We start from the raw sequence: 17,171 nt of genomic DNA on the forward strand, positions 1-17,171 counted from the left end.
GCGGGGGGGACTTGGAGGGGGGCTTACAGGGACGGGCCCAGGAGCCAGGCCGCGATCTCGCGGATCGCGCCGCTGCCTCCGGGGGTCGCGGTGACCGCGCGGGCCGCGCCGCGCACCACGTCGTGGGCGCTCGCGACCGCCACCGGCCAGCCGACGAGGTCGAAGCACGGCAGGTCGTTGACGTCGTTGCCGACGTAGAGCACCCGCTCGGGGGCGATGCCCGCTTCCTCGCACCACTGCTTGAGGGCGAGGTCCTTGCGGTCGATGCCGTGCAGGACGGGCACCCGCAGCTTGCGGGCCCGGGCGGCGACGACCGGGTTGGTCTCCGTGGAGAGGATCAGCAGCTGCAGCTCCGCCTTGCGCAGCGCGGCGATGCCGAGGCCGTCGCCGCGGTGCACCGCGACGAGCTCCCGTCCGTCGGAGTCGACCAGCACCCGGTCGTCGGTCTGGGTGCCGTCGAAGTCGAGGACGACGGCGTCGATGTCGTCACGGGTGGGGAGGGCGCCGGGGCGGGGAGCGTCCAGCAGCGGGGCCAGCGCGCGGGCGCGGGCGAGATCGTGCGGGTCGTCGATCTCCAGCACCCGGGCCGGGTCGGTGCGGACGAGTTCGGTGCGGCCGAAGAAGCGGTGGCCGCCGGTGCGGAAGCCGGCCGCGTCCATGGCGTAGGCGGCGCCGGTCTCCAGCAGGTCCTGGGGGCGGTCCTGGCGGCGCGGCCGGAAGGACTTGTCGTGGTTGACGCCGTGCCCGCCGTCGGTGGCGGTCGCGCCGCCCACCGCGGGCTCGGCGTCGCGCCAGACGAAGCCGTGGAAGGGGGCGACGGTCAGCGCGCTGTCGGCGCCGTCCTCGACGACCGCGGCGGCCACCCCGTCGATGTCCTCGGAGGTGAGGAACGGGCTGGTGCACTGGACCAGCAGCACCGCGTCGACGGTGGTGCCCTGCTCGGCCTCGTAGGCGTCCATGGCGTGCAGGACGGCGGCCTCGCTGGTGGCGGTGTCGCCGGCGATGTCACCGGGGCGGCGGACCACGACGGCTCCGGCGCCGCGGGCGGCCGCCGCGATCCCGGCGTCGTCGGTGGAGACCACCACGTCGGTGACGAGGCGGGCGGCGCGGCACTCGCGGACCGCGCGGGCCACCAGGGGCACGCCCCCGACGGCGGCGAGGTTCTTGGCGGGCACGCCCTTGGATCCGCCGCGGGCGGGGATGACGGCCACAACGGTGGGTGGCATAGCGGGCTCCTTGGTCGGGCCGGGGGCAGCGGGAACGGGCGGGGTCACAGCTGCCCCCAGCGGCGGATGGCGGGGGCGACGCGCTGGACGCCGTGCCGGTAGGCGCCGCGGGCGGCCTCGCGGACGGTCTCCCGGGCGATCCGGCGCAGTCCGCCGGTCTCCTCGGGGGCGTCGGCGTGGCCGGGCAGCGGCTCGCCCTCGGGGTCCAGGCCGTGCCGGGCGAGGATGCCGGGGAGGTAGCCGGGGGCGGTGCGGGGTGTGTAGTAGGGGGCGAGCGGCGGCAGGGACGGAGCCTCGCGCAGCTCGGTGACCCGGGCGCGGGCCGCGTCGAAGGCCCGCTCGTAACCCCCGTCGGCGGCAATGCCCTGCCGGGCGAGCCAGTCCGGGTCGGGGGCCGGGCGGTGCCCGGCGTCCAGCTCGTCCCAGGAGGCCAGGCAGCCGGAGCCGAGGAAGTGGTGGTTGCCCAGGGTTTCGCGGACGCCGAGGTCGGTGAGGACGGCGGTGGGGATGCCGCGGTGCAGCGACTCCAGGGCGGCGGTCGAGCTGACCGTCACCAGCAGGTCGGTGCGGTCCAGGACCTCGCCCATGTTGCCGTACACGGCGCGGCAGTTGGCGGGCAGGCCGCCGGGGATCTTGGTGGCGAGCTTCTGGTAGGGCAGTTCCTCGATGTGCGTGGTGTGCTCGCCCGGCTTGCTGCGGAGCTTGATCAGCACCTCGCGGTCGGGGTGCCTGCGGGCGTGCCCGGCCGCGCGCCGCAGCAGGTACATCCGGTCCGCGCGGCTCTCCGGGACGGAGGGCTGGGCGGCGAACACCACGGTGCGGGGGGCGTTCCCGCCCTCGTACGGGGCGCCGCCGAGGAACGGCAGGGCGCACTCGACGACGCTGCCGCCGTCGGCGCCGACGCCCCGGTAGACGGCGCGGAAGCGGTCGGCGTCGTGCCGGGAGTTGGCGAGGACGACGTCGGCGCCGTGCCGCAGCAGCAGCCCGTCGGCGAGCTTCTCGTAGACCACGCCGACGTAGCCGGTGACGACGACGGGGCGGCGGCCGCCCGCGGCGGCCCCGCTGCTCCAGGCGCGGGCGAGGCCGTGCAGCATCGCCTGCACCGCGCCGCCGACGCAGGCCAGCACGACGACGTCGTACCGCGTGCGGTCGATCGACCGCACGAAGTCGACGCCCCTGATTTCGCGCAGCGTCTCCGCACGGGCGCCGACCTCGTCGAGCTGGCGGACCGTGGGCGTGGCGCGGCCGCGGAGCAGATACCCGTCGAGGCGGATGTCCGGTTGGATTCGGTACGCTGTCAAAGCGCCCCATTTCCACCGGGTATCCGAGTCGGCGAGCACGGCGACCCGCGGCGAGGAAGTGGTACGTGATGGCACGTCGAAGACGCTAGGAAGGCATTCCGTTTGGCGGGCCAACTGGGTCGCAACAAACGGTTAACAGCGGGTCGACGAATGGCGAACCGGCCCGATAAACGACCCGGTTAACCATCCCGCCATTCTTCGTTCACCTCGGCGCCCGCATCGCGTAAAGACGAATGCCGGCTCCGCCCCTAACGTCACCCGGGTGGTTAAGCTCTCCGTCATCGTGCCGTTCTACAACGTGCAGACATACGCGCCCGACACCCTGAAAAGCCTGGCGGCGAACGCCCGCGAGGACTTTGAATTCCTGCTCGTCGACGACTGTTCGCGCGACGAGACCCCGGAGATCCTCGCGCGGGCCGAGCGCGAGCTGCCGGGCGCCAGAGTGCTGCGGCACGAGAAGAACGGCGGCCTGGCCACCGCGCGCAACACCGGCCTGGACGCGGCCCGCGGCGAGTACCTCACCTTCCTGGACGGCGACGACTGGCTCGCCCCCGGCTACTACCGCGAACTCCTCGGCGCCATCGAGGAGTTGGGGTGCGACTTCGTGCGCACCGACCATGTGCAGTGCACCGCGCGGGCGCGCACCGTGCACCGGGTGCCGCACGGCCGCCGCGGGGTGGTGCTGAACCCCCGCGAGATCATCCTGCCCGCCGACCGCTCCACCTCCGTGGACTACGCCTACGCCTGGGCGGGCATGTACCACCGCCGGCTGCTGGACGACGGGGTGCTGCACTTCAAGGACGGGCTGCGCACCGCGGAGGACCGGCCGTGGATCTGGCGGCTGCACCGCGAGGCGCGGTCCATGGCGGTGGTCGGGCTGCTCGGTGTTTTCTACCGGCGCGGAGTGGCGTCGTCGCTGACCCAGATCGGCGATGTCCGGCAATTGGATTTCATTCGCGCCTTCGATCAGGTGATCGAGGAAACCGCACAGGACCGCGATGCGGCATTGCTGCTGCCCAAGGCGGTGCGCACGTATTGCGCGATCATTTCCCACCACCTCGGTTCGATCGAACGATTCGAGCCGCAGGTCGCCCGTAAATTGCGCGCGATGAGCGCGGCGGCCATGAAACGCATGCCGCAGGACGTACTGAAGGAAGCCCTGGATTCGATGGATGTGCAGCGTGCGTCCCGGCTGCGGCGGCTGCGCCGTCGCCCCTCCCCCAAGGTCTCGGCTCCTCCCCGACCCTCGGCCGAGCAGGGGGACTCCCCCGACCAGGGCGGTACCCCCACGGCGGAGGTCGCCTGATGTCGACCCGCCCGCGTACCCAGATCTTCGTGGCGTCCACGCTCTACGGCGCGGCGACGCTCGCCGCCGCGCTGGACGCCGACTGCTTCGCGCCGGCCGACCGCCGGCTGCTGCTGCTCAGCAACAACGCCACGACCCCGGAGACCACCGCGTCGCTGGACACCATGCCCGGCTTCGGCCGGCTGCGCGGCCGCTTCGACCGGGTGCTGTCCTGGAACGAGACGATCAGCCCGTTCCACCCCGGCGGCTGGTCACCGCGCTCGGACGACGCCCCGCTGTGGGAGCGGCACCTGCGGCTGCTGTGGGGCCTGGGCGACGACCACGTCGAACTGGTCGTGGAGTCCATCCAGGTCAACCCGGCCCTGGCGATCGCCCAGCTCTTCCCCGACGCGCCGATCGACGTCTACGCCGACGGCCTGATGAGCTACGGCCCCACCCGCAACAAGCTCGACCCGCTCATCGGCACCCGCATCAACCGGCTGCTGCACCTGGACCTGGTCCCGGGCCTGGAGCCGCTGCTGCTCACCGAGTTCGACGTGGCGACGCAGACGGTGCCGACCGACGCCTTCACCGGTGTGCTGACCGAACTCGCGGACGCCAGCGGCCCGTTGGACGTGCCCGAGGGCGGCGCGCTGCTGCTCGGCCAGTACCTCTCCGCGCTCGGCATCCTCACCCCCGAGGAGGAGGAAGAGCTGCATGTGCGGATGGTGCGCGGCGCCGTCGCGCGCGGCCACCGCGAGATCGTCTTCAAGCCGCACCCGTCCGCGCCGGCTCGCTGGTCGCGGCTGCTGGAGCGGGAGGCCGAGGAACTGGACATCGCGCTGACCGTGCTGGACACCCCGGTGCTCGCCGAGGTGCTCTACCGGCGGATGCGGCCCGCGCTGGTCGTCGGCTGCTTCTCCACCGCGCTGCTGACCGCGTCCACCTTCTACGGCCTGCCGACCGCCCGCACCGGCACCGGACTGCTGCTGGAGCGCCTGACGCCGTATCAGAACAGCAACCGCGTGCCGGTCACGCTGGTGGACGCGCTGGTACCCGACCTGGGCGACACCACCGGCCACCCGCGCGCCCTCGCCTCCCCGGAGAGCGTCGGGGGCCTGGTCGCGGCGGTGGGCTACGCGATGCAGCACCAGATCTGTCCGCAGCTCCGCCCGGCCGCCGAGCGCTATCTGTCGGCGCACCTCGACACGTACACCTGGCGCTACTTCAAGCGCCGCCGGCTGACCGCGCTGGCGCTGCCCGGCGCGATCCCGTCCCAGCTGTCGTTCATCCCGCGCAACGCCACGGTCCGCCGGGTCGCGCGCCAGGCGCGGGCGGTGCAGCGGCGGCTGAAGAAGCGGGCCGTGTTCGGATGACCGCCTCCCCGCTGACGACCGGCGCGCCCTCCGCCGCGCCGGATCTCGTCACCCCGACGCGCGGGCCCGTCATAGTGGGGCGCAGCCGTGGAGCCTCGTCCCGGCTGCGCGCCCTCGACGGGCTGCGGCTGCTCGCCGCCCTGATGGTCGCCGCGTACCACTACGGGGGGCGCGGCGGCGAGATAGCCCGGGCCTGGGGCGACTCCCCGGCCCACCAGTTCCCCACCGCGGCCCCGCTGTTCGCGTACGGCTGCCTGGGCGTCCAGATCTTCTTCGTGATCAGCGGCTTCGTCATCTGCCTCAGCGGCTGGGGCCGCACCCTGCGGGCCTTCGTCGCCAGCCGCGTCTCCCGCCTCTATCCGGCGTACTGGGCCGCGATCCTGCTGATCACCGCGGTCTTCGCGCTCCCCTGGGTCGCCTACAAGGCGCTGCCGCCCAGCGAGGTGCTGACGAACCTCACCATGCTGCAGCAGCCGCTCGGCGCGCCCCGCGTGCTCGGTGTCTGCTGGACCCTCTGGGCGGAGATGCGCTTCTACGCGCTGTTCGCGCTGTGCGTCGTCCTGCCGGGGGCCACCCGTGGCCGGGTCGTGCTGTTCTGCGCGGGCTGGACGCTGGCCGCCGCGCTCGCGCAGGCCGCGCACGAGCCGTTCCTCGACACCGTGCTGATGCCGGAGTACGCCCCGTTCTTCATCGGCGGCATCGGGCTGTACCTGCTGCACCGCTACGGCGCCCGCGACCCGATCGCCTGGGCGACCGTGCTGGTCAGCTGGCTGATCGGGCAGCACTACGCGGTCGCCGGGCTGTGGCACGCGCCCTCGGCCACCGCCTTCTCCTACCGCTCGACGGCCGGCATCATCGCCGTCGTCACGGTCGGCTTCGTCCTGGTCGGGGCGGTCGCGCTGGGCAAGCTGCGGTGGGCGAACTGGCGCTGGCTGACCGTCGCCGGCGCGCTGACGTATCCCTTCTACCTCGTCCACGAGCACCTGGGCTGGGTCGTCGTCCGCGCCCTGCACCTCGGCGTCGGACTGCCCTCGTACGCGACGCTGCCGCTGACCGTCGGCCTGATGCTGCTGCTGGCGTGGCTGCTGCACCGCTTCGTGGAGCGGCCGGTGACGCCGCGGCTGAAGCGGGCGATCGACCCGCGCTGACGGACGCCGGTCGCTGCGGGTCCCCCGGAGTGACCGGCCCCTCAGTCGCGCGCGCCGTCGCGGCGTGACCCGCCGCCGGACGCAGTGGCCTCGATCCCGGCGACGAGGATCCGCAGCCCGGCCTCGAAGTTCCGCCCGAGGTCGCCGAACATCTCCCGGCCCGCCCGCGCCGCGAGCGGATAGCGCGCGCCGAGCCGCTGCTCGCGCCCCTCCAGGTCGTAGGCCGGATCGCGGAAGCCGGGCGCGCCCGGGTCCGGATGGACGGACTGCTCCTCGATCACCTGGCCGATGGTGAAGTTGTACGCGGTCCACCAGCCCCGCGCCGCCTCGCCGAGGGTGAATCCGGCCGCGACGAACCGGTTCAGCAGGTTGTCGAGCGGCGCCGCGTAACTCTCGTCCGTCATCCGTGTGCCGCTGAAGACCTTGCCGCCGTCGCGGTAGCCGAGCAGCGCGGTGCGCAGCGCCCGGCAGGAGGCGTACAGGGCGTCCTGCCAGGTGTCGCCGAGGGTCGTCGAGCCCGGGTGCACCAGGGGCTCCGTCATCCGCCGGAAGATCTCGGTGGCCATCTCGTCCAGCAGTTCCTGCTTGTTCTTGAAGTGCCAGTACAGCGCGGGGGCCTGGACGTTCAGCTCCTTGGCGATGCGGCGCAGGGTGAGTCCGTCGAGGCCCACCTCGTTCAGCAGTCGCAGGGCGGTGTCCACCACCTGTTTCCGGTCGATGCGCGAAACCATGTTGACAACTTAACACCGTTAAGGCCACGCTCGGAAGCATGGAACTTAACAGCGTTAAGGACAGCGTGCACGTGACCGGCTCCCTCCCCACGGACGTCGACGTACTGATCGCCGGTGCCGGCCCGACCGGCCTCACCCTCGGCATCGACCTCGCCCGGCGCGGCGTGCGCGCCCTGCTCGTCGAGCGGCAGGACCGCCTCTCCCCCGGCGCCCGCGGCACCGGACTCCAGCCGCGCACCCAGGAGGTCTACGCGGACCTCGGTCTGCTGGACGCCATACAGGCGGCCGGTGCGCCCTACCCGCCGGTGGCCCTGTGGCAGGACGGGCGGATCACCGGGACCCACACCATGGTCGAGCGGGTCGCCCCGACGCCCGCCGCGCCCTGGTCGGACGCGCTGATGGTGCCGCAGTTCCGCACCGTGCGGCTGCTGCACGAGCGGCTCCGCGGGCTCGGCGGCAGCGTGCTGCTGGGCACCGAACTCACCGACTTCGACCAGGACGCGGACGGGGTGACCGCCCGGCTCCGGCTCCCCGACGGCGCGCTGCGCACCGTGCGCGCCGGCTATCTCGTCGCCGCCGACGGCGGGCGCAGCACCGTCCGCCGCGCGCTGGGGACCACGATGAGCGGACCGTCGCTGCCGGCGGGCGCCGCGCTGCTGGCGGACCTCCGGATCGAGGGCCTCGACCGCGACCACTGGCACCGCTGGATGCTGCCGAACGGCGGCTTCGTGATGGCCCTCCCGCTCGCCGGCACCGACTACTTCCAGACCCTCGTCGCCGCGTTCACCGAGGTGCCGGACGCGACACCCGAGGCGGTCCACGCCGCGCTGGCCCGGCACACCCACCTGTCCACCGAGCAGCTCGGCGAGGTCCTGTGGTCCTCGGTCTACCGGCCCCGCGCCGGCATGGCCGACACCTTCCGCACCGGACGGGTCTTCCTGGCCGGCGACGCCGCGCACATCCACTCCCCGGCCGGCGGCCAGGGCCTGAACACCAGCGTCCAGGACGCCTACAACCTGGGCTGGAAGCTCGGCCAGGTGCTGAGGCACGGCGCACCCGACGCCCTGCTCGACACCTACGAGGCCGAGCGCCGCCCGATCGCCGCCCGCATCCTGGAGACCAGCACCCGGCTGCACACCACCGGCTCGATGCACCGCGGCCGGGACCTGCACCAGCTCGACATCGGCTACCCCGACAGCACGCTGACCCGGGAGCTGCGGACGGACCTGCCGGAGGGCGCGCTGCGCGCCGGCGACCGGGCCCCCGACGCGCCCTGCCACACCCCCGACGGCAAGCCGGTCCGGCTCTTCGACACCTACCGGGGCCCGCACTTCACCCTGCTCGCCCTCGGTGGTGCCGCGGTGGACGAGGCCGCGCTGCCCGCCGACCCGGCGCTGCTGCGGGTCGTCCGCGTCGGCGGTCCGGCGCCCGACCTGATCGACACCGACGGGCACGTCCGCGACGCCTACGGCCCCGGCCCCGCCGCCCTGCTCATCCGCCCCGACGGCTACCTCGCGCTCGCCGCACCGGACGGCGACGCGACCGAGCAGGTCCGCGCCGCCCTCACCGCGTACCTCGGCGAACCGGCCGCGCAGACCCGCTGACCCGATGCGCACGAGGCCGCACCCGCGGGATCGCGCGGGTACGGCCTCGTGCCGGGAACGGGCGCCTGAGGGGGTGCGGCGCCCGGGGCGGTCGGTCCCGCCCGGAAGGTCGCTGACGGCCCGTCAGAGGACCAGGGAGAGCAGCAACACGCAGACGATCCCGACGACCGAGATCAGCGTCTCCATCACCGACCAGGTCTTCAGTGTCTGGCCGACGCTCATCCCGAAGTACTCCTTGACCAGCCAGAACCCGGCGTCGTTGACATGGCTGAAGAACAGCGAGCCACAGCCGATCGCCAGCACCAGCAGCGCGCCGTGCGTGGTGCTCATGTCGGCGGCCAGCGGGGCGACGAGTCCGGCGGCGGAGATGGTGGCCACCGTCGCGGAGCCGGTCGCGAGCCGGATGGTGACCGCGATCAGCCAGGCCAGCAGCAGCGTGGACAGGTGCCAGCCCTTGGAGACGTCCAGGATCATCTGGCCGACGCCGGCGTCCACCAGCGTCTGCTTGAAGCCGCCGCCCGCGCCGACGATCAGCAGCACCCCGGCGATCGGGGCGAGCGACCTCTCGACGGTGGAGGCGATCCGGCCGCGGGTGAAGCCGGCCGCCCGGCCGAGCGTGAACATCGCGACGATGACGGCGGTCAGCAGCGCGATCAGCGGCGAGCCGACGACGTCGAAGACCCTCTGCGCGCCGGCCGCGGGATCGTCGATCACGACATCCACCAGCGCCTTGGCCAGCATCATCACGACCGGCAGCAGCACGGTGGCCACGGTGATCCCGAAGCCGGGCCGCTTCTCCAGGTCGTCCGAGGCGCGCTCCGGCACCATCTTCTCCGGCGGGCGGATGTCCACCCACCGGACCGCGTAACGGGAGAAGAGCGGGCCGGCGATGATCGCCGTCGGGATCGCGACGACCACGCCGAGGGCCAGGGTCACGCCGAGGTTCGCGCCGACCGCGTCGATCGCCACCAGCGGGCCGGGGTGCGGCGGGATCAGCCCGTGCATGACGGACAGGCCGGCCAGCGCCGGGATGCCGATCCGCATCAGCGAGAAGTTGCCGCGCTTGGCGACCAGCAGCACCACCGGGATCAGCAGCACGATCCCGACCTCGAAGAAGATCGGCAGCCCGACGATGCCGGCGATCAGCACCATCGCCCAGGGCATGCTCCGGCGGCTCGCCCTCGCCAGGATCGTGTCGACGATCTGGTCCGCGCCGCCGGAGTCGGCGAGCAGCTTGCCGAGGATCGCACCGAGCGCGATCAGCACGCCCGTGCCGGCGACCGTCGTGCCCAGGCCCGTCGAGAAGCTGGTGATGGCCTTGTCGAGCGGCGCACCGGCCACCGCGCCGAGCACCAGCGAGCCGATGATCAGCGACAGGAAGGCGTGCAGCTTGAACTTGGTGATGAGCAGCACGATGACGGCTATGCCGGCCAGGACGGCGATGCCCAGCTGGGCGTGACCGGCCGAGGTGATCGGCTCGGTCGCATCCGCTGCGAGCATCTCGACGCTGAGATGTGTCACGGCGATTCCCTTGCTTGGAGGGGAGGGGGAAGAGGGGTACTGCGTTGCGGGGCGCGGGGCCCCGGGGGTCAGCCGGCGGGTGCGGTCCGCGCACGCAGCGCGGCCACCGCGCGCGCGGCGATCTCCCGGGGGGTGCCGGAGACGTCCACCGCGACGCCGGCCTCGTCGTCCCCGAGGGGTTCGAGCGTGGCGAACTGGGAGTCCAGCAGCGCGGTCGGCATGAAGTGGCCCTTGCGCTCGGTCATCCGCGCCTCGATCAGCGCGCGGTCACCGGTCAGGTGCAGGAAGACGGCGCCGGGGGCCGCGGCCCGCAGCCGGTCCCGGTAGGAGCGCTTGAGCGCGGAGCTGCTGACGACACCACCGCGCCCGGCCCGCCCGTGCGCCCAGGCGCCGATGGCGTCCAGCCACGGACCGCGGTCCGCGTCGTCCAGCGGGACCCCGGCCGACATCTTGGCGATGTTGGCCGGCGGATGGAAGTCGTCCCCTTCGGCGTACGGAACGCCCAGCTCGGCGGCCACCAGCGGGCCGATCGTGGTCTTGCCGGTGCCGGCCACGCCCATCACGACGATGACGTCAGGGGTGCTCATCCCGTGGTACCTCGCTGTCTTCATTGACCCCGTGCGGACCCCACTGAAACCCATTAGGTACGACGTATTCAAGAGGCTGTGACGCAAACGTCATACTTAATTGGCCGAGGTGCGGGAACGTAGGCTTGCCCCATGGAAAACGAGGGGAAGGGACTGCACGCCCGTGTGCTGGAGTCCCTCGGACCCGCGATCACCGCGGGGGACTACCCTCCGGGCACGATCCTGCGCACGGACGAGCTGGAGCAGCGCTTCGACGTCTCACGCACGGTCATCCGCGAGGCGATCCGGGTCCTGGAATCCATGCGCCTGGTCGCGTCGCGCCGCCGCGTCGGCGTGACCGTCCGCCCCACCGAGGAGTGGAACGTCTACGACCCCCGGGTGATCGGCTGGCGGCTCGCCGGCCGGGACCGCCCCCGGCAGCTGCGCTCGCTGACCGTGCTGCGCTCGGCCGTCGAACCGGTCGCCGCGGGCCTCGCCGCCCGGCACGCCACCCCCGAGCAGTGCGCCGCGCTCACCGAACACGCGATGGGCATGGTCGCCACCTCACGCGGCCAGCAGCTCGACGCCTACCTCGTCCACGACGTCGCCTTCCACCGGATCGTGCTGACCGCCTCCGGCAACGAGATGTTCGCCCGCCTCGGCGACGTGGTCGCCGCCGTCCTGACCGGCCGCACCCAGCACCACGTGATGTTCACCGACCCCGACCCCGCCGCGGTCACCCTCCACGTCCAGGTGGCGGAGGCGATACGCACGGGCGACGCGGAACGGGCGGAGGCGCTGACCCGGGAGATCACCGCCGGCGCGATGGCCGAACTCGACGTCCTGGCACCGTAGTCGGGGTGCCCGGCGCGGCCGCCGGAGCCGCCGGCCGGCCCACCACGCCTCAGAACAGCGGCTGCTGGCCCGGCATCGGCGGCTCCTCCGGGTCGAACAGCTTCTCCGCCGGCGCCATCATCGGTGCCATCCGCCGCGATCCGGGGCAGGAGATCAACTCGATGCCCGTACGGCGGCCCGGCGGGTCATGACGGGCGTAGCGGCCGCCGACAACAGCGATCTCTCGGGTGCAGACGGGGCACGCGCGGCGGGGTGAGGACATGGCACCAGTCTGACGGACCGGCTGTCGGTGCTGCTCGCCAGCCTCCGTGCATGCCAATCAACGACGAGGCGATCGAGCATCTGCGCACCGCGGCGGCGGCCGGCGACACACGGGCCGCGCTCGGCGGCGGCCACAGCTGCTACGTGCTGGAGGACGACGCCTGGAGCGGATCGGTCGTGCACCGCACCACGATCGTCGCGAGCCGACCCGACGCACTGCGCCGGGCCTGCGACCAGTGGTTCCGGCTCACCGACGGATGCGGCCTGAGCGGCTCGGCGAACCCCTGCCGCCCGGCCTCCCGGTCCCGGGACAGGACCTGTTCCACGGGTTCGCGGCCCGGGTGGAATGAACCCGCGGGCCGTACGGAAACGCCTCAGAACGCGTCCGTCGGCACGTACTGGCCCCACACCCCCCGCAGCGCGTCGCACACCTCGCCCACCGTGGCCCGGGCGCGGAGCGCCTCCCGCATCGGGGGGAGGACGTTGTCGGTGCCCTCGGCGGCCTTGCGGAGATCGTCGAGGGAGCGGGTGACCGCGCGGCCGTTGCGGCGGGTGCGCAGCACCGCCAGGCGTTCGGTCTGCCGGGCCTCGATCTCCGGGTCCACGCGCAGCGGTTCGTACGGTTCCTCCTCGTCGAGCCGGAAGCGGTTGAGGCCGACCACCACCCGCTCGCCGCTGTCCGTCTCCTGCGCGATGCGGTACGCGTTGCGTTCGATCTCGTCCTTCTGGAAGCCCTGTTCGATGGCGGCCACCGCGCCGCCGCGCTCCTCGACCCGCCGCATCAGCGCCACGGCCTCCTCCTCCATGTCGTCCGTCATCGACTCCACGGCGTAGGAACCGGCGAACGGGTCGACGGTGGCGGTCACGTCCGTCTCGTGGGCGAGCACCTGCTGGGTACGCAGCGCGAGGCGGGCCGCCTTGTCGGTGGGCAGCGCGATGGCCTCGTCGAAGGAATTGGTGTGCAGGGACTGGGTGCCGCCGAGGACCGCGGCCAGCCCCTGGACGGTGACCCGGGCCAGGTTGACCTCCGGCTGCTGGGCGGTGAGCTGCACCCCCGCCGTCTGGGTGTGGAACCGCAGCATCTGCGACCTGGGGTCGCGCGCGCCGAACTCCTCCCGCATGACGCGGGCCCACATCCGGCGTGCGGCACGGAACTTGGCGACCTCTTCGAGCAGTGTCGTACGCGCGACGAAGAAGAAGGAGAGCCGGGGCGCGAAGTCGTCGACGTCCATGCCGGCGGCCAGCGCGGTGCGGACGTACTCGATGCCGTTGGCGAGCGTGAAGGCGATCTCCTGCGCGGGCGAGGCGCCGGCCTCGGCCATGTGGTAGCCGGAGATGGAGATGGTGTTCCAGCGGGGGATCTCGGTCCGGCAGTAGCGGAAGATGTCGGCGGTCAGCCGGAGCGAGGGCTGCGGCGGGAAGATGTAGGTGCCGCGCGCGATGTACTCCTTCAGCACGTCGTTCTGGATCGTGCCGGTCAGCCGGGCGGGCGCCACCCCTTCCTCCTCCCCGACCAGTTGGTAGAGGAGCAGCAGCAGCGCGGCCGGCGCGTTGATCGTCATCGATGTCGAGACCCGGTCCAGCGGGATGCCGCCGAACAGCACCCGCATGTCCTCGACGGAGTCGACGGCCACCCCGACCTTGCCGACCTCCCCGGAGGCGATCGGGGTGTCGGAGTCGTGGCCCATCTGTGTGGGCAGGTCGAAGGCGACGGACAGCCCCGTGGTGCCGTGGGCGATCAGCCGGCGGTAGCGGGCGTTGGACTCCAGGGCGGTGCCGAAACCGGCGTACTGGCGCATCGTCCAGGGCCGTCCGGTGTACATCGACGGATACACGCCCCGGGTGAAGGGGTAGCTGCCGGGCGCGCCGAGCCGGCTCACCGGGTCCCAGCCGTCCAGCGCCGCCGGCCCGTACACCGGCTCGATCGGCAGACCGCTCTCGCTGTGCCGGACGCTGTCCGCTTCCTGCGCCATGGACGTACGCCTCCCGTGCGGTGACCTTTGTGCCGTTTTACGCCTTGGTCACAGCATGCCCGCAGGTTCGCCACGCCGCAGCGCTGGGAAGCATCACCGGTGGCCGGTCGGGCCGCCGAGATCCGGGGGTTGACGCATGAAGCGGAGCAGCGGAAGAGGGACGGCACCCGCGGTGGCCGCGGTGCTGATGGTGGCCGCACTGACGGTGGGCTGCCGCCCGGTGACGGTCACCAGGACCGGCGCTCCCGACAGCAAGGGCGTGCAGTTCGCCCCCACCACGCCGGCCCCGCCGCCGCTCCGTTCGCACGCGCCGCCCACCGCCCCGGCGCCACGTGCCGCCGCCCCGCAACCGCACCGCACCGCACACGCCGCCCCGCGGGCCGCCACTCCGCTCATGGCGACCGGTGCCCGCGGCGCACAGGTCCGCGAACTCCAGGCGCGGCTGGGCCAGCTGGGTCTGTTCGACCGCGCCCCGACGGGCTACTACGCCGCGGTCACCGCCACCGCGGTCCGCGCCTTCCAGAAGCAGCAGGGCCTGCCGCGTACGGGCACCGTGCAGCCGGCGCTGTGGAGCGCGCTGCGCGCCCGCACCCACCGGCCGTCGCGGGCCGACCTCCACCCGGCGACCTCCCGGCCGGTCGGCACGCCCGATCCGCGCTGCCTGACGGGCCGGGTGATCTGCATCAGCAAGCGGAGCAACACCCTGGCCTGGGTCGTCGACGGCCGGATCGTCTCGGCGATGGACGTGCGCTTCGGCTCCCAGTACACCCCGACCCGCGAGGGCACCTTCGCCATCACGTTCAAGAGCCGCCGGCACGTCTCGACGCTGTACCACACGGCCATGCCGTACGCGATGTTCTTCAGCGGCGGTCAGGCCGTGCACTACTCGGCGGACTTCGCCGCCCGCGGCTACACCGGCGCCTCGCACGGCTGCGTCAACGTACGGGACAAGGCGAAGGTCGCCGCGCTGTTCGACGCGGTGCGGAAGGGAACGAAGGTGGTCGTCTACCACTAGGGCGGCCACCTGCCGTCGGTGGCGCGCCGATTGGGAGCCGGCGGCAGGGACCAGACGGCTGGTCGGCCGGTCGGAAGAGATGGGGCGCGGGCAGGGCCGGGGGAACGTGCCCCGCCCGCGCCGAGTGCGCTGAGCCGTGGGTACGGGGGGAACCCCGGCTCGTCGCGCAGCCGATGACCAGTCGGCTTCACTCAGTACTGCGTCACCGGGTCGGAAAACGTCACACCTAGCTTGTGGCCGTCGTACCGGGCGTCGTGCTGACGGAGTCCGTGCTGGTCACGGACGGGGAAGGGGACGGGGTGGCGGTACCGGGGGTGGTGGTGCCGGGCGGGGAGGGCGCTGGCCCGCCCTCCTGGTCGCCGCCGGGGTCACCGCTCTGCCCCGAGTCGCCGCCGGTTCCGCTGCCGCCCAGGCCGCCGGTGAAGCCATCGTTGTCACCGGAGCCGCCGCCGAGGCCGTAACGCGCCAGGTAGGCACGGCAGAAGGCGTGCACCTTGTCGGCACCGCCGGCCCGCTTCTCCAGGCGGCGCAGCGCGTCGCGGTCCATCCCGTTCCGATTGCCGGATTCGTAGTTCCGGCAGAGGCCGAGCAGGAGCTGCTTCTTGGTGCCGGGTACGCCGTTGCCCTTCCCGCCGCCGGGCCGGTCGTCGCGTCCGGCGCCGCCGCCGGGCGTGCCGGGGGTCCCGGTCGCACCCGGGCTGGTGCCCGGGGTCGGGGTGCGGGCGGGCGCGGAAGTCCCTCCGCCCGGCGTCGCGTCGGGGGTCCGGGCCGTCGTGCCGTCCGTCTCGGCGCCCGGCTCGCGGGTGTCCAACGGGCCGGGGGACTCGGCGGCGGACACGCTGGAGCCCGGGGCGGGGTCGCCGCCCTCGAAGGGCGTCGGCAGGACGCCGGTGCCGGCGGCGACGGCGACGCCGCCGATGGCGCAGACGGCGAGGGCCACGGCGAAGCCGCGCCGCAAGGGGCGGGCGAGCCGGGTGCGTTCGGCGAGGCCGGTGGCGCGACCGGAGCCGACGGCGGCCGGCGGCGCGTCGGCGCCACGCGACCGGGCGCCGGCGCGGGCGGCCTGACGGAACGCCGCGAGAGCGGTCTCCTCGCCGGGCAGCGGCGCGGTGCCGGGAGCCTCGGCGCCGACCGCGGCGGCGGCCTTCAGCAGCTGTTCGAGCTCGTGCGCGCCGTCGCCGCGCCGGGCACTGACCGGTTCACCGCGCAGCAACCGCTCCGCGGTGTCCTTGTCGAGCCAGTTGTACCGGTCGTCGGCCATCACATGTCCTTCTGCGTTCCGGCGGCCGTTTCCGTCACACCTGGTACGTACGATTCCGCCACGCCGTCGCGGCGTCTTCGGTCCTGGAGCGGCAGTCCGCTCACCGGTCCGCCGCCCTTGCGGGGACCGGGTGCGAGGCGCCCCGAGGGGGCGCCGTCGGCTTCGTCTGGGCGGTCGTCCGCGTCTTCCGGGCCGCCGCCGCCCGGCGGCTCGCCGATCAGCTCCGCGAGCTTGCGCAGTCCGCGGTGCGCGGCGGTGCGCACCGCGCCGGGACGCTTGCCGAGCACCTCCGCGGTGGACTTGGCGTCCAGCCCCACCACCACCCGCAGCACCACCGCCTCGGCCTGGTCCTGCGGGAGCCTGGCTATCAGCCGCATGGTGCGGCCGGTGCCGAGGGCCTCCAGCGCCTCGCCGGCGGTGTCCGACGCGGCGGGGGTGTCGGCCAGTTCGCTCTCGTCGCCGCCGACCGCCGGGCGCCGGCCGCGCATCCGGATGTGGTCCAGGGCGCGGTTGCGGGCGATGCGGGCGGCCCAGCCGCGGAAGCGGTCGGCGTCACCGGTGAAGCGCGCGAGGTCGCGGGTTATCTGCAACCACGCCTCGGAGGTGACGTCCTCAACGTCCGCTTCGCTCACCAACGTCCGTACGTACCCCAGAAGTCGGGGATGTACGGCGCGGTAGACGGTTCGGAACGCGGCCTCGTCGCCGTCCTGCGCCGCCTGCACGGCCACCGTCAGCCGACGGTCGTCCGGCTGAATGTCGTCCCCTCGCACGGGTCCATCCTGTCGCACGTGGAATGTCCGCCGCCCGGTCCTTGCTGCTTTGTGTCCTTGTCCGGCTCCGTTGCCGGCTGCCGTCCGGGAGCTGTCCGGGCCAGCGCCCGTCACCGCTGGTCAGGACGCGCCGAGAACTCCCGGTAACCGGCTGTTCCTGCTGACCGTAACCCGTGGACACACCCGCTCCGAATCCGGGAGGGCGCTCCCGGCCGCCCGTCCGGGGCCGGAACCCGGACCGCGCCACGCTGCCGACGCACCGGAGAGGCGCGCGCACG

At 73.3% G+C, this 17,171-nt stretch carries 15 protein-coding genes; 6 read left to right on the plus strand and 9 right to left on the minus strand.

The annotated features are described in order from the left end of the window. Positions 1-23: 23 nt before the first annotated feature. Positions 24-1,226 carry an acylneuraminate cytidylyltransferase gene (locus SL103_RS31280; RefSeq protein WP_069572319.1) on the minus strand — a complete coding sequence of 401 codons (1,203 nt, stop codon included), beginning with the start codon at positions 1,224-1,226 and terminating at the stop codon, positions 24-26. A gap of 44 nt (positions 1,227-1,270) precedes the next feature. After that, the gene (locus SL103_RS31285; protein WP_069572320.1) at positions 1,271-2,566 is read right to left on the minus strand and encodes a DUF6716 putative glycosyltransferase; all 1,296 of its coding nucleotides are present in this window, start codon (positions 2,564-2,566) and stop codon (positions 1,271-1,273) included. Between the two features lie 223 nt (positions 2,567-2,789). Here SL103_RS31285 and SL103_RS31290 point away from each other — a divergent pair, with 223 nt between their 5' ends. From SL103_RS31290 to SL103_RS31300, 3 genes are read left to right on the plus strand one after another with little or no spacing between them, the layout of a single operon-like run. Next, on the plus strand, positions 2,790-3,833 hold the full coding sequence (locus tag SL103_RS31290) for a glycosyltransferase family 2 protein (protein WP_432215373.1): 1,044 nt from the start codon (positions 2,790-2,792) through the stop codon (positions 3,831-3,833). After that, complete coding sequence (locus SL103_RS31295) at positions 3,833-5,188, plus strand: alpha-2,8-polysialyltransferase family protein (RefSeq protein WP_069572321.1); 1,356 nt, start codon at positions 3,833-3,835, stop codon at positions 5,186-5,188. The genes SL103_RS31290 and SL103_RS31295 overlap by 1 nt, the downstream gene beginning before the upstream one ends. Further along, the gene (locus SL103_RS31300) at positions 5,185-6,336 is read left to right on the plus strand and encodes an acyltransferase family protein (protein ID WP_069572322.1); all 1,152 of its coding nucleotides are present in this window, start codon (positions 5,185-5,187) and stop codon (positions 6,334-6,336) included. Before SL103_RS31295 ends, SL103_RS31300 begins: the two co-directional genes overlap by 4 nt. 41 nt (positions 6,337-6,377) lie before the next feature. Here SL103_RS31300 and SL103_RS31305 read toward each other — a convergent pair whose 3' ends face one another. Next, a complete protein-coding gene (locus tag SL103_RS31305; RefSeq protein ID WP_069572323.1) occupies positions 6,378-7,067 on the minus strand; it encodes a TetR/AcrR family transcriptional regulator C-terminal domain-containing protein in 690 nt (229 codons plus the stop codon). 38 nt (positions 7,068-7,105) lie between these two features. Here SL103_RS31305 and SL103_RS31310 point away from each other — a divergent pair, with 38 nt between their 5' ends. After that, complete coding sequence (locus tag SL103_RS31310) at positions 7,106-8,671, plus strand: FAD-dependent monooxygenase (protein ID WP_069572324.1); 1,566 nt, start codon at positions 7,106-7,108, stop codon at positions 8,669-8,671. 123 nt (positions 8,672-8,794) lie between these two features. Here the strand turns inward: SL103_RS31310 and SL103_RS31315 are convergent, their stop codons facing one another. Both SL103_RS31315 and SL103_RS31320 read right to left on the minus strand, forming a co-directional pair. Further along, a complete protein-coding gene (locus SL103_RS31315; protein WP_069572325.1) occupies positions 8,795-10,192 on the minus strand; it encodes a gluconate:H+ symporter in 1,398 nt (465 codons plus the stop codon). Between the two features lie 68 nt (positions 10,193-10,260). Beyond that, the gene (locus tag SL103_RS31320; protein ID WP_069572326.1) at positions 10,261-10,779 is read right to left on the minus strand and encodes a gluconokinase; all 519 of its coding nucleotides are present in this window, start codon (positions 10,777-10,779) and stop codon (positions 10,261-10,263) included. A 132-nt stretch (positions 10,780-10,911) separates the two neighbouring features. On the opposite strand from SL103_RS31320, the gene SL103_RS31325 reads away from it, so the two are divergent. Continuing rightward, positions 10,912-11,613, plus strand: a complete 702-nt coding sequence (locus SL103_RS31325; RefSeq protein ID WP_069572327.1) for a FadR/GntR family transcriptional regulator — start codon at positions 10,912-10,914, stop codon at positions 11,611-11,613. A 49-nt stretch (positions 11,614-11,662) separates the two neighbouring features. Here SL103_RS31325 and SL103_RS36590 read toward each other — a convergent pair whose 3' ends face one another. Then, a complete protein-coding gene (locus SL103_RS36590) occupies positions 11,663-11,875 on the minus strand; it encodes a hypothetical protein (RefSeq protein ID WP_033269541.1) in 213 nt (70 codons plus the stop codon). 373 nt (positions 11,876-12,248) lie between these two features. Continuing rightward, the gene (locus SL103_RS31335) at positions 12,249-13,847 is read right to left on the minus strand and encodes an acyl-CoA mutase large subunit family protein (protein ID WP_069572329.1); all 1,599 of its coding nucleotides are present in this window, start codon (positions 13,845-13,847) and stop codon (positions 12,249-12,251) included. A 136-nt stretch (positions 13,848-13,983) separates the two neighbouring features. Here SL103_RS31335 and SL103_RS31340 point away from each other — a divergent pair, with 136 nt between their 5' ends. Beyond that, the gene (locus tag SL103_RS31340; RefSeq protein WP_069572330.1) at positions 13,984-14,862 is read left to right on the plus strand and encodes a L,D-transpeptidase family protein; all 879 of its coding nucleotides are present in this window, start codon (positions 13,984-13,986) and stop codon (positions 14,860-14,862) included. A 226-nt stretch (positions 14,863-15,088) separates the two neighbouring features. On the opposite strand, the gene SL103_RS37555 is transcribed toward SL103_RS31340, so the two are convergent. Together SL103_RS37555 and SL103_RS31350 are read right to left on the minus strand one after the other, a co-directional pair. Then, complete coding sequence (locus SL103_RS37555) at positions 15,089-16,123, minus strand: hypothetical protein (protein ID WP_069572331.1); 1,035 nt, start codon at positions 16,121-16,123, stop codon at positions 15,089-15,091. Next, the gene (locus SL103_RS31350; RefSeq protein ID WP_069572332.1) at positions 16,123-16,893 is read right to left on the minus strand and encodes an RNA polymerase sigma factor; all 771 of its coding nucleotides are present in this window, start codon (positions 16,891-16,893) and stop codon (positions 16,123-16,125) included. Before SL103_RS31350 ends, SL103_RS37555 begins: the two co-directional genes overlap by 1 nt. Between the last annotated feature and the right edge of the window lie 278 nt (positions 16,894-17,171).

The sequence above is a fragment of the Streptomyces lydicus genome (assembly GCF_001729485.1).
Classification (GTDB): Bacteria; Actinomycetota; Actinomycetes; order Streptomycetales; family Streptomycetaceae; genus Streptomyces; species Streptomyces lydicus_D.

Excerpts from the sequence above, each read along its gene's own strand:
- SL103_RS31280 (WP_069572319.1), bottom strand. The coding sequence starts at position 1,226 with ATGCCACCCACCGTTGTGGCCGTCATCCCCGCCCGCGGCGGATCCAAG.
- SL103_RS31295 (WP_069572321.1), top strand. The coding sequence starts at position 3,833 with ATGTCGACCCGCCCGCGTACCCAGATCTTCGTGGCGTCCACGCTCTAC.
- SL103_RS31300 (WP_069572322.1), top strand. The coding sequence starts at position 5,185 with ATGACCGCCTCCCCGCTGACGACCGGCGCGCCCTCCGCCGCGCCGGAT.
- SL103_RS31305 (WP_069572323.1), bottom strand. The coding sequence starts at position 7,067 with ATGGTTTCGCGCATCGACCGGAAACAGGTGGTGGACACCGCCCTGCGA.
- SL103_RS31310 (WP_069572324.1), top strand. The coding sequence starts at position 7,106 with ATGGAACTTAACAGCGTTAAGGACAGCGTGCACGTGACCGGCTCCCTC.
- SL103_RS31320 (WP_069572326.1), bottom strand. The coding sequence starts at position 10,779 with ATGAGCACCCCTGACGTCATCGTCGTGATGGGCGTGGCCGGCACCGGC.
- SL103_RS31325 (WP_069572327.1), top strand. The coding sequence starts at position 10,912 with ATGGAAAACGAGGGGAAGGGACTGCACGCCCGTGTGCTGGAGTCCCTC.
- SL103_RS36590 (WP_033269541.1), bottom strand. The coding sequence starts at position 11,875 with ATGTCCTCACCCCGCCGCGCGTGCCCCGTCTGCACCCGAGAGATCGCT.
- SL103_RS31335 (WP_069572329.1), bottom strand. The coding sequence starts at position 13,847 with ATGGCGCAGGAAGCGGACAGCGTCCGGCACAGCGAGAGCGGTCTGCCG.
- SL103_RS31340 (WP_069572330.1), top strand. The coding sequence starts at position 13,984 with ATGAAGCGGAGCAGCGGAAGAGGGACGGCACCCGCGGTGGCCGCGGTG.
- SL103_RS37555 (WP_069572331.1), bottom strand. The coding sequence starts at position 16,123 with ATGGCCGACGACCGGTACAACTGGCTCGACAAGGACACCGCGGAGCGG.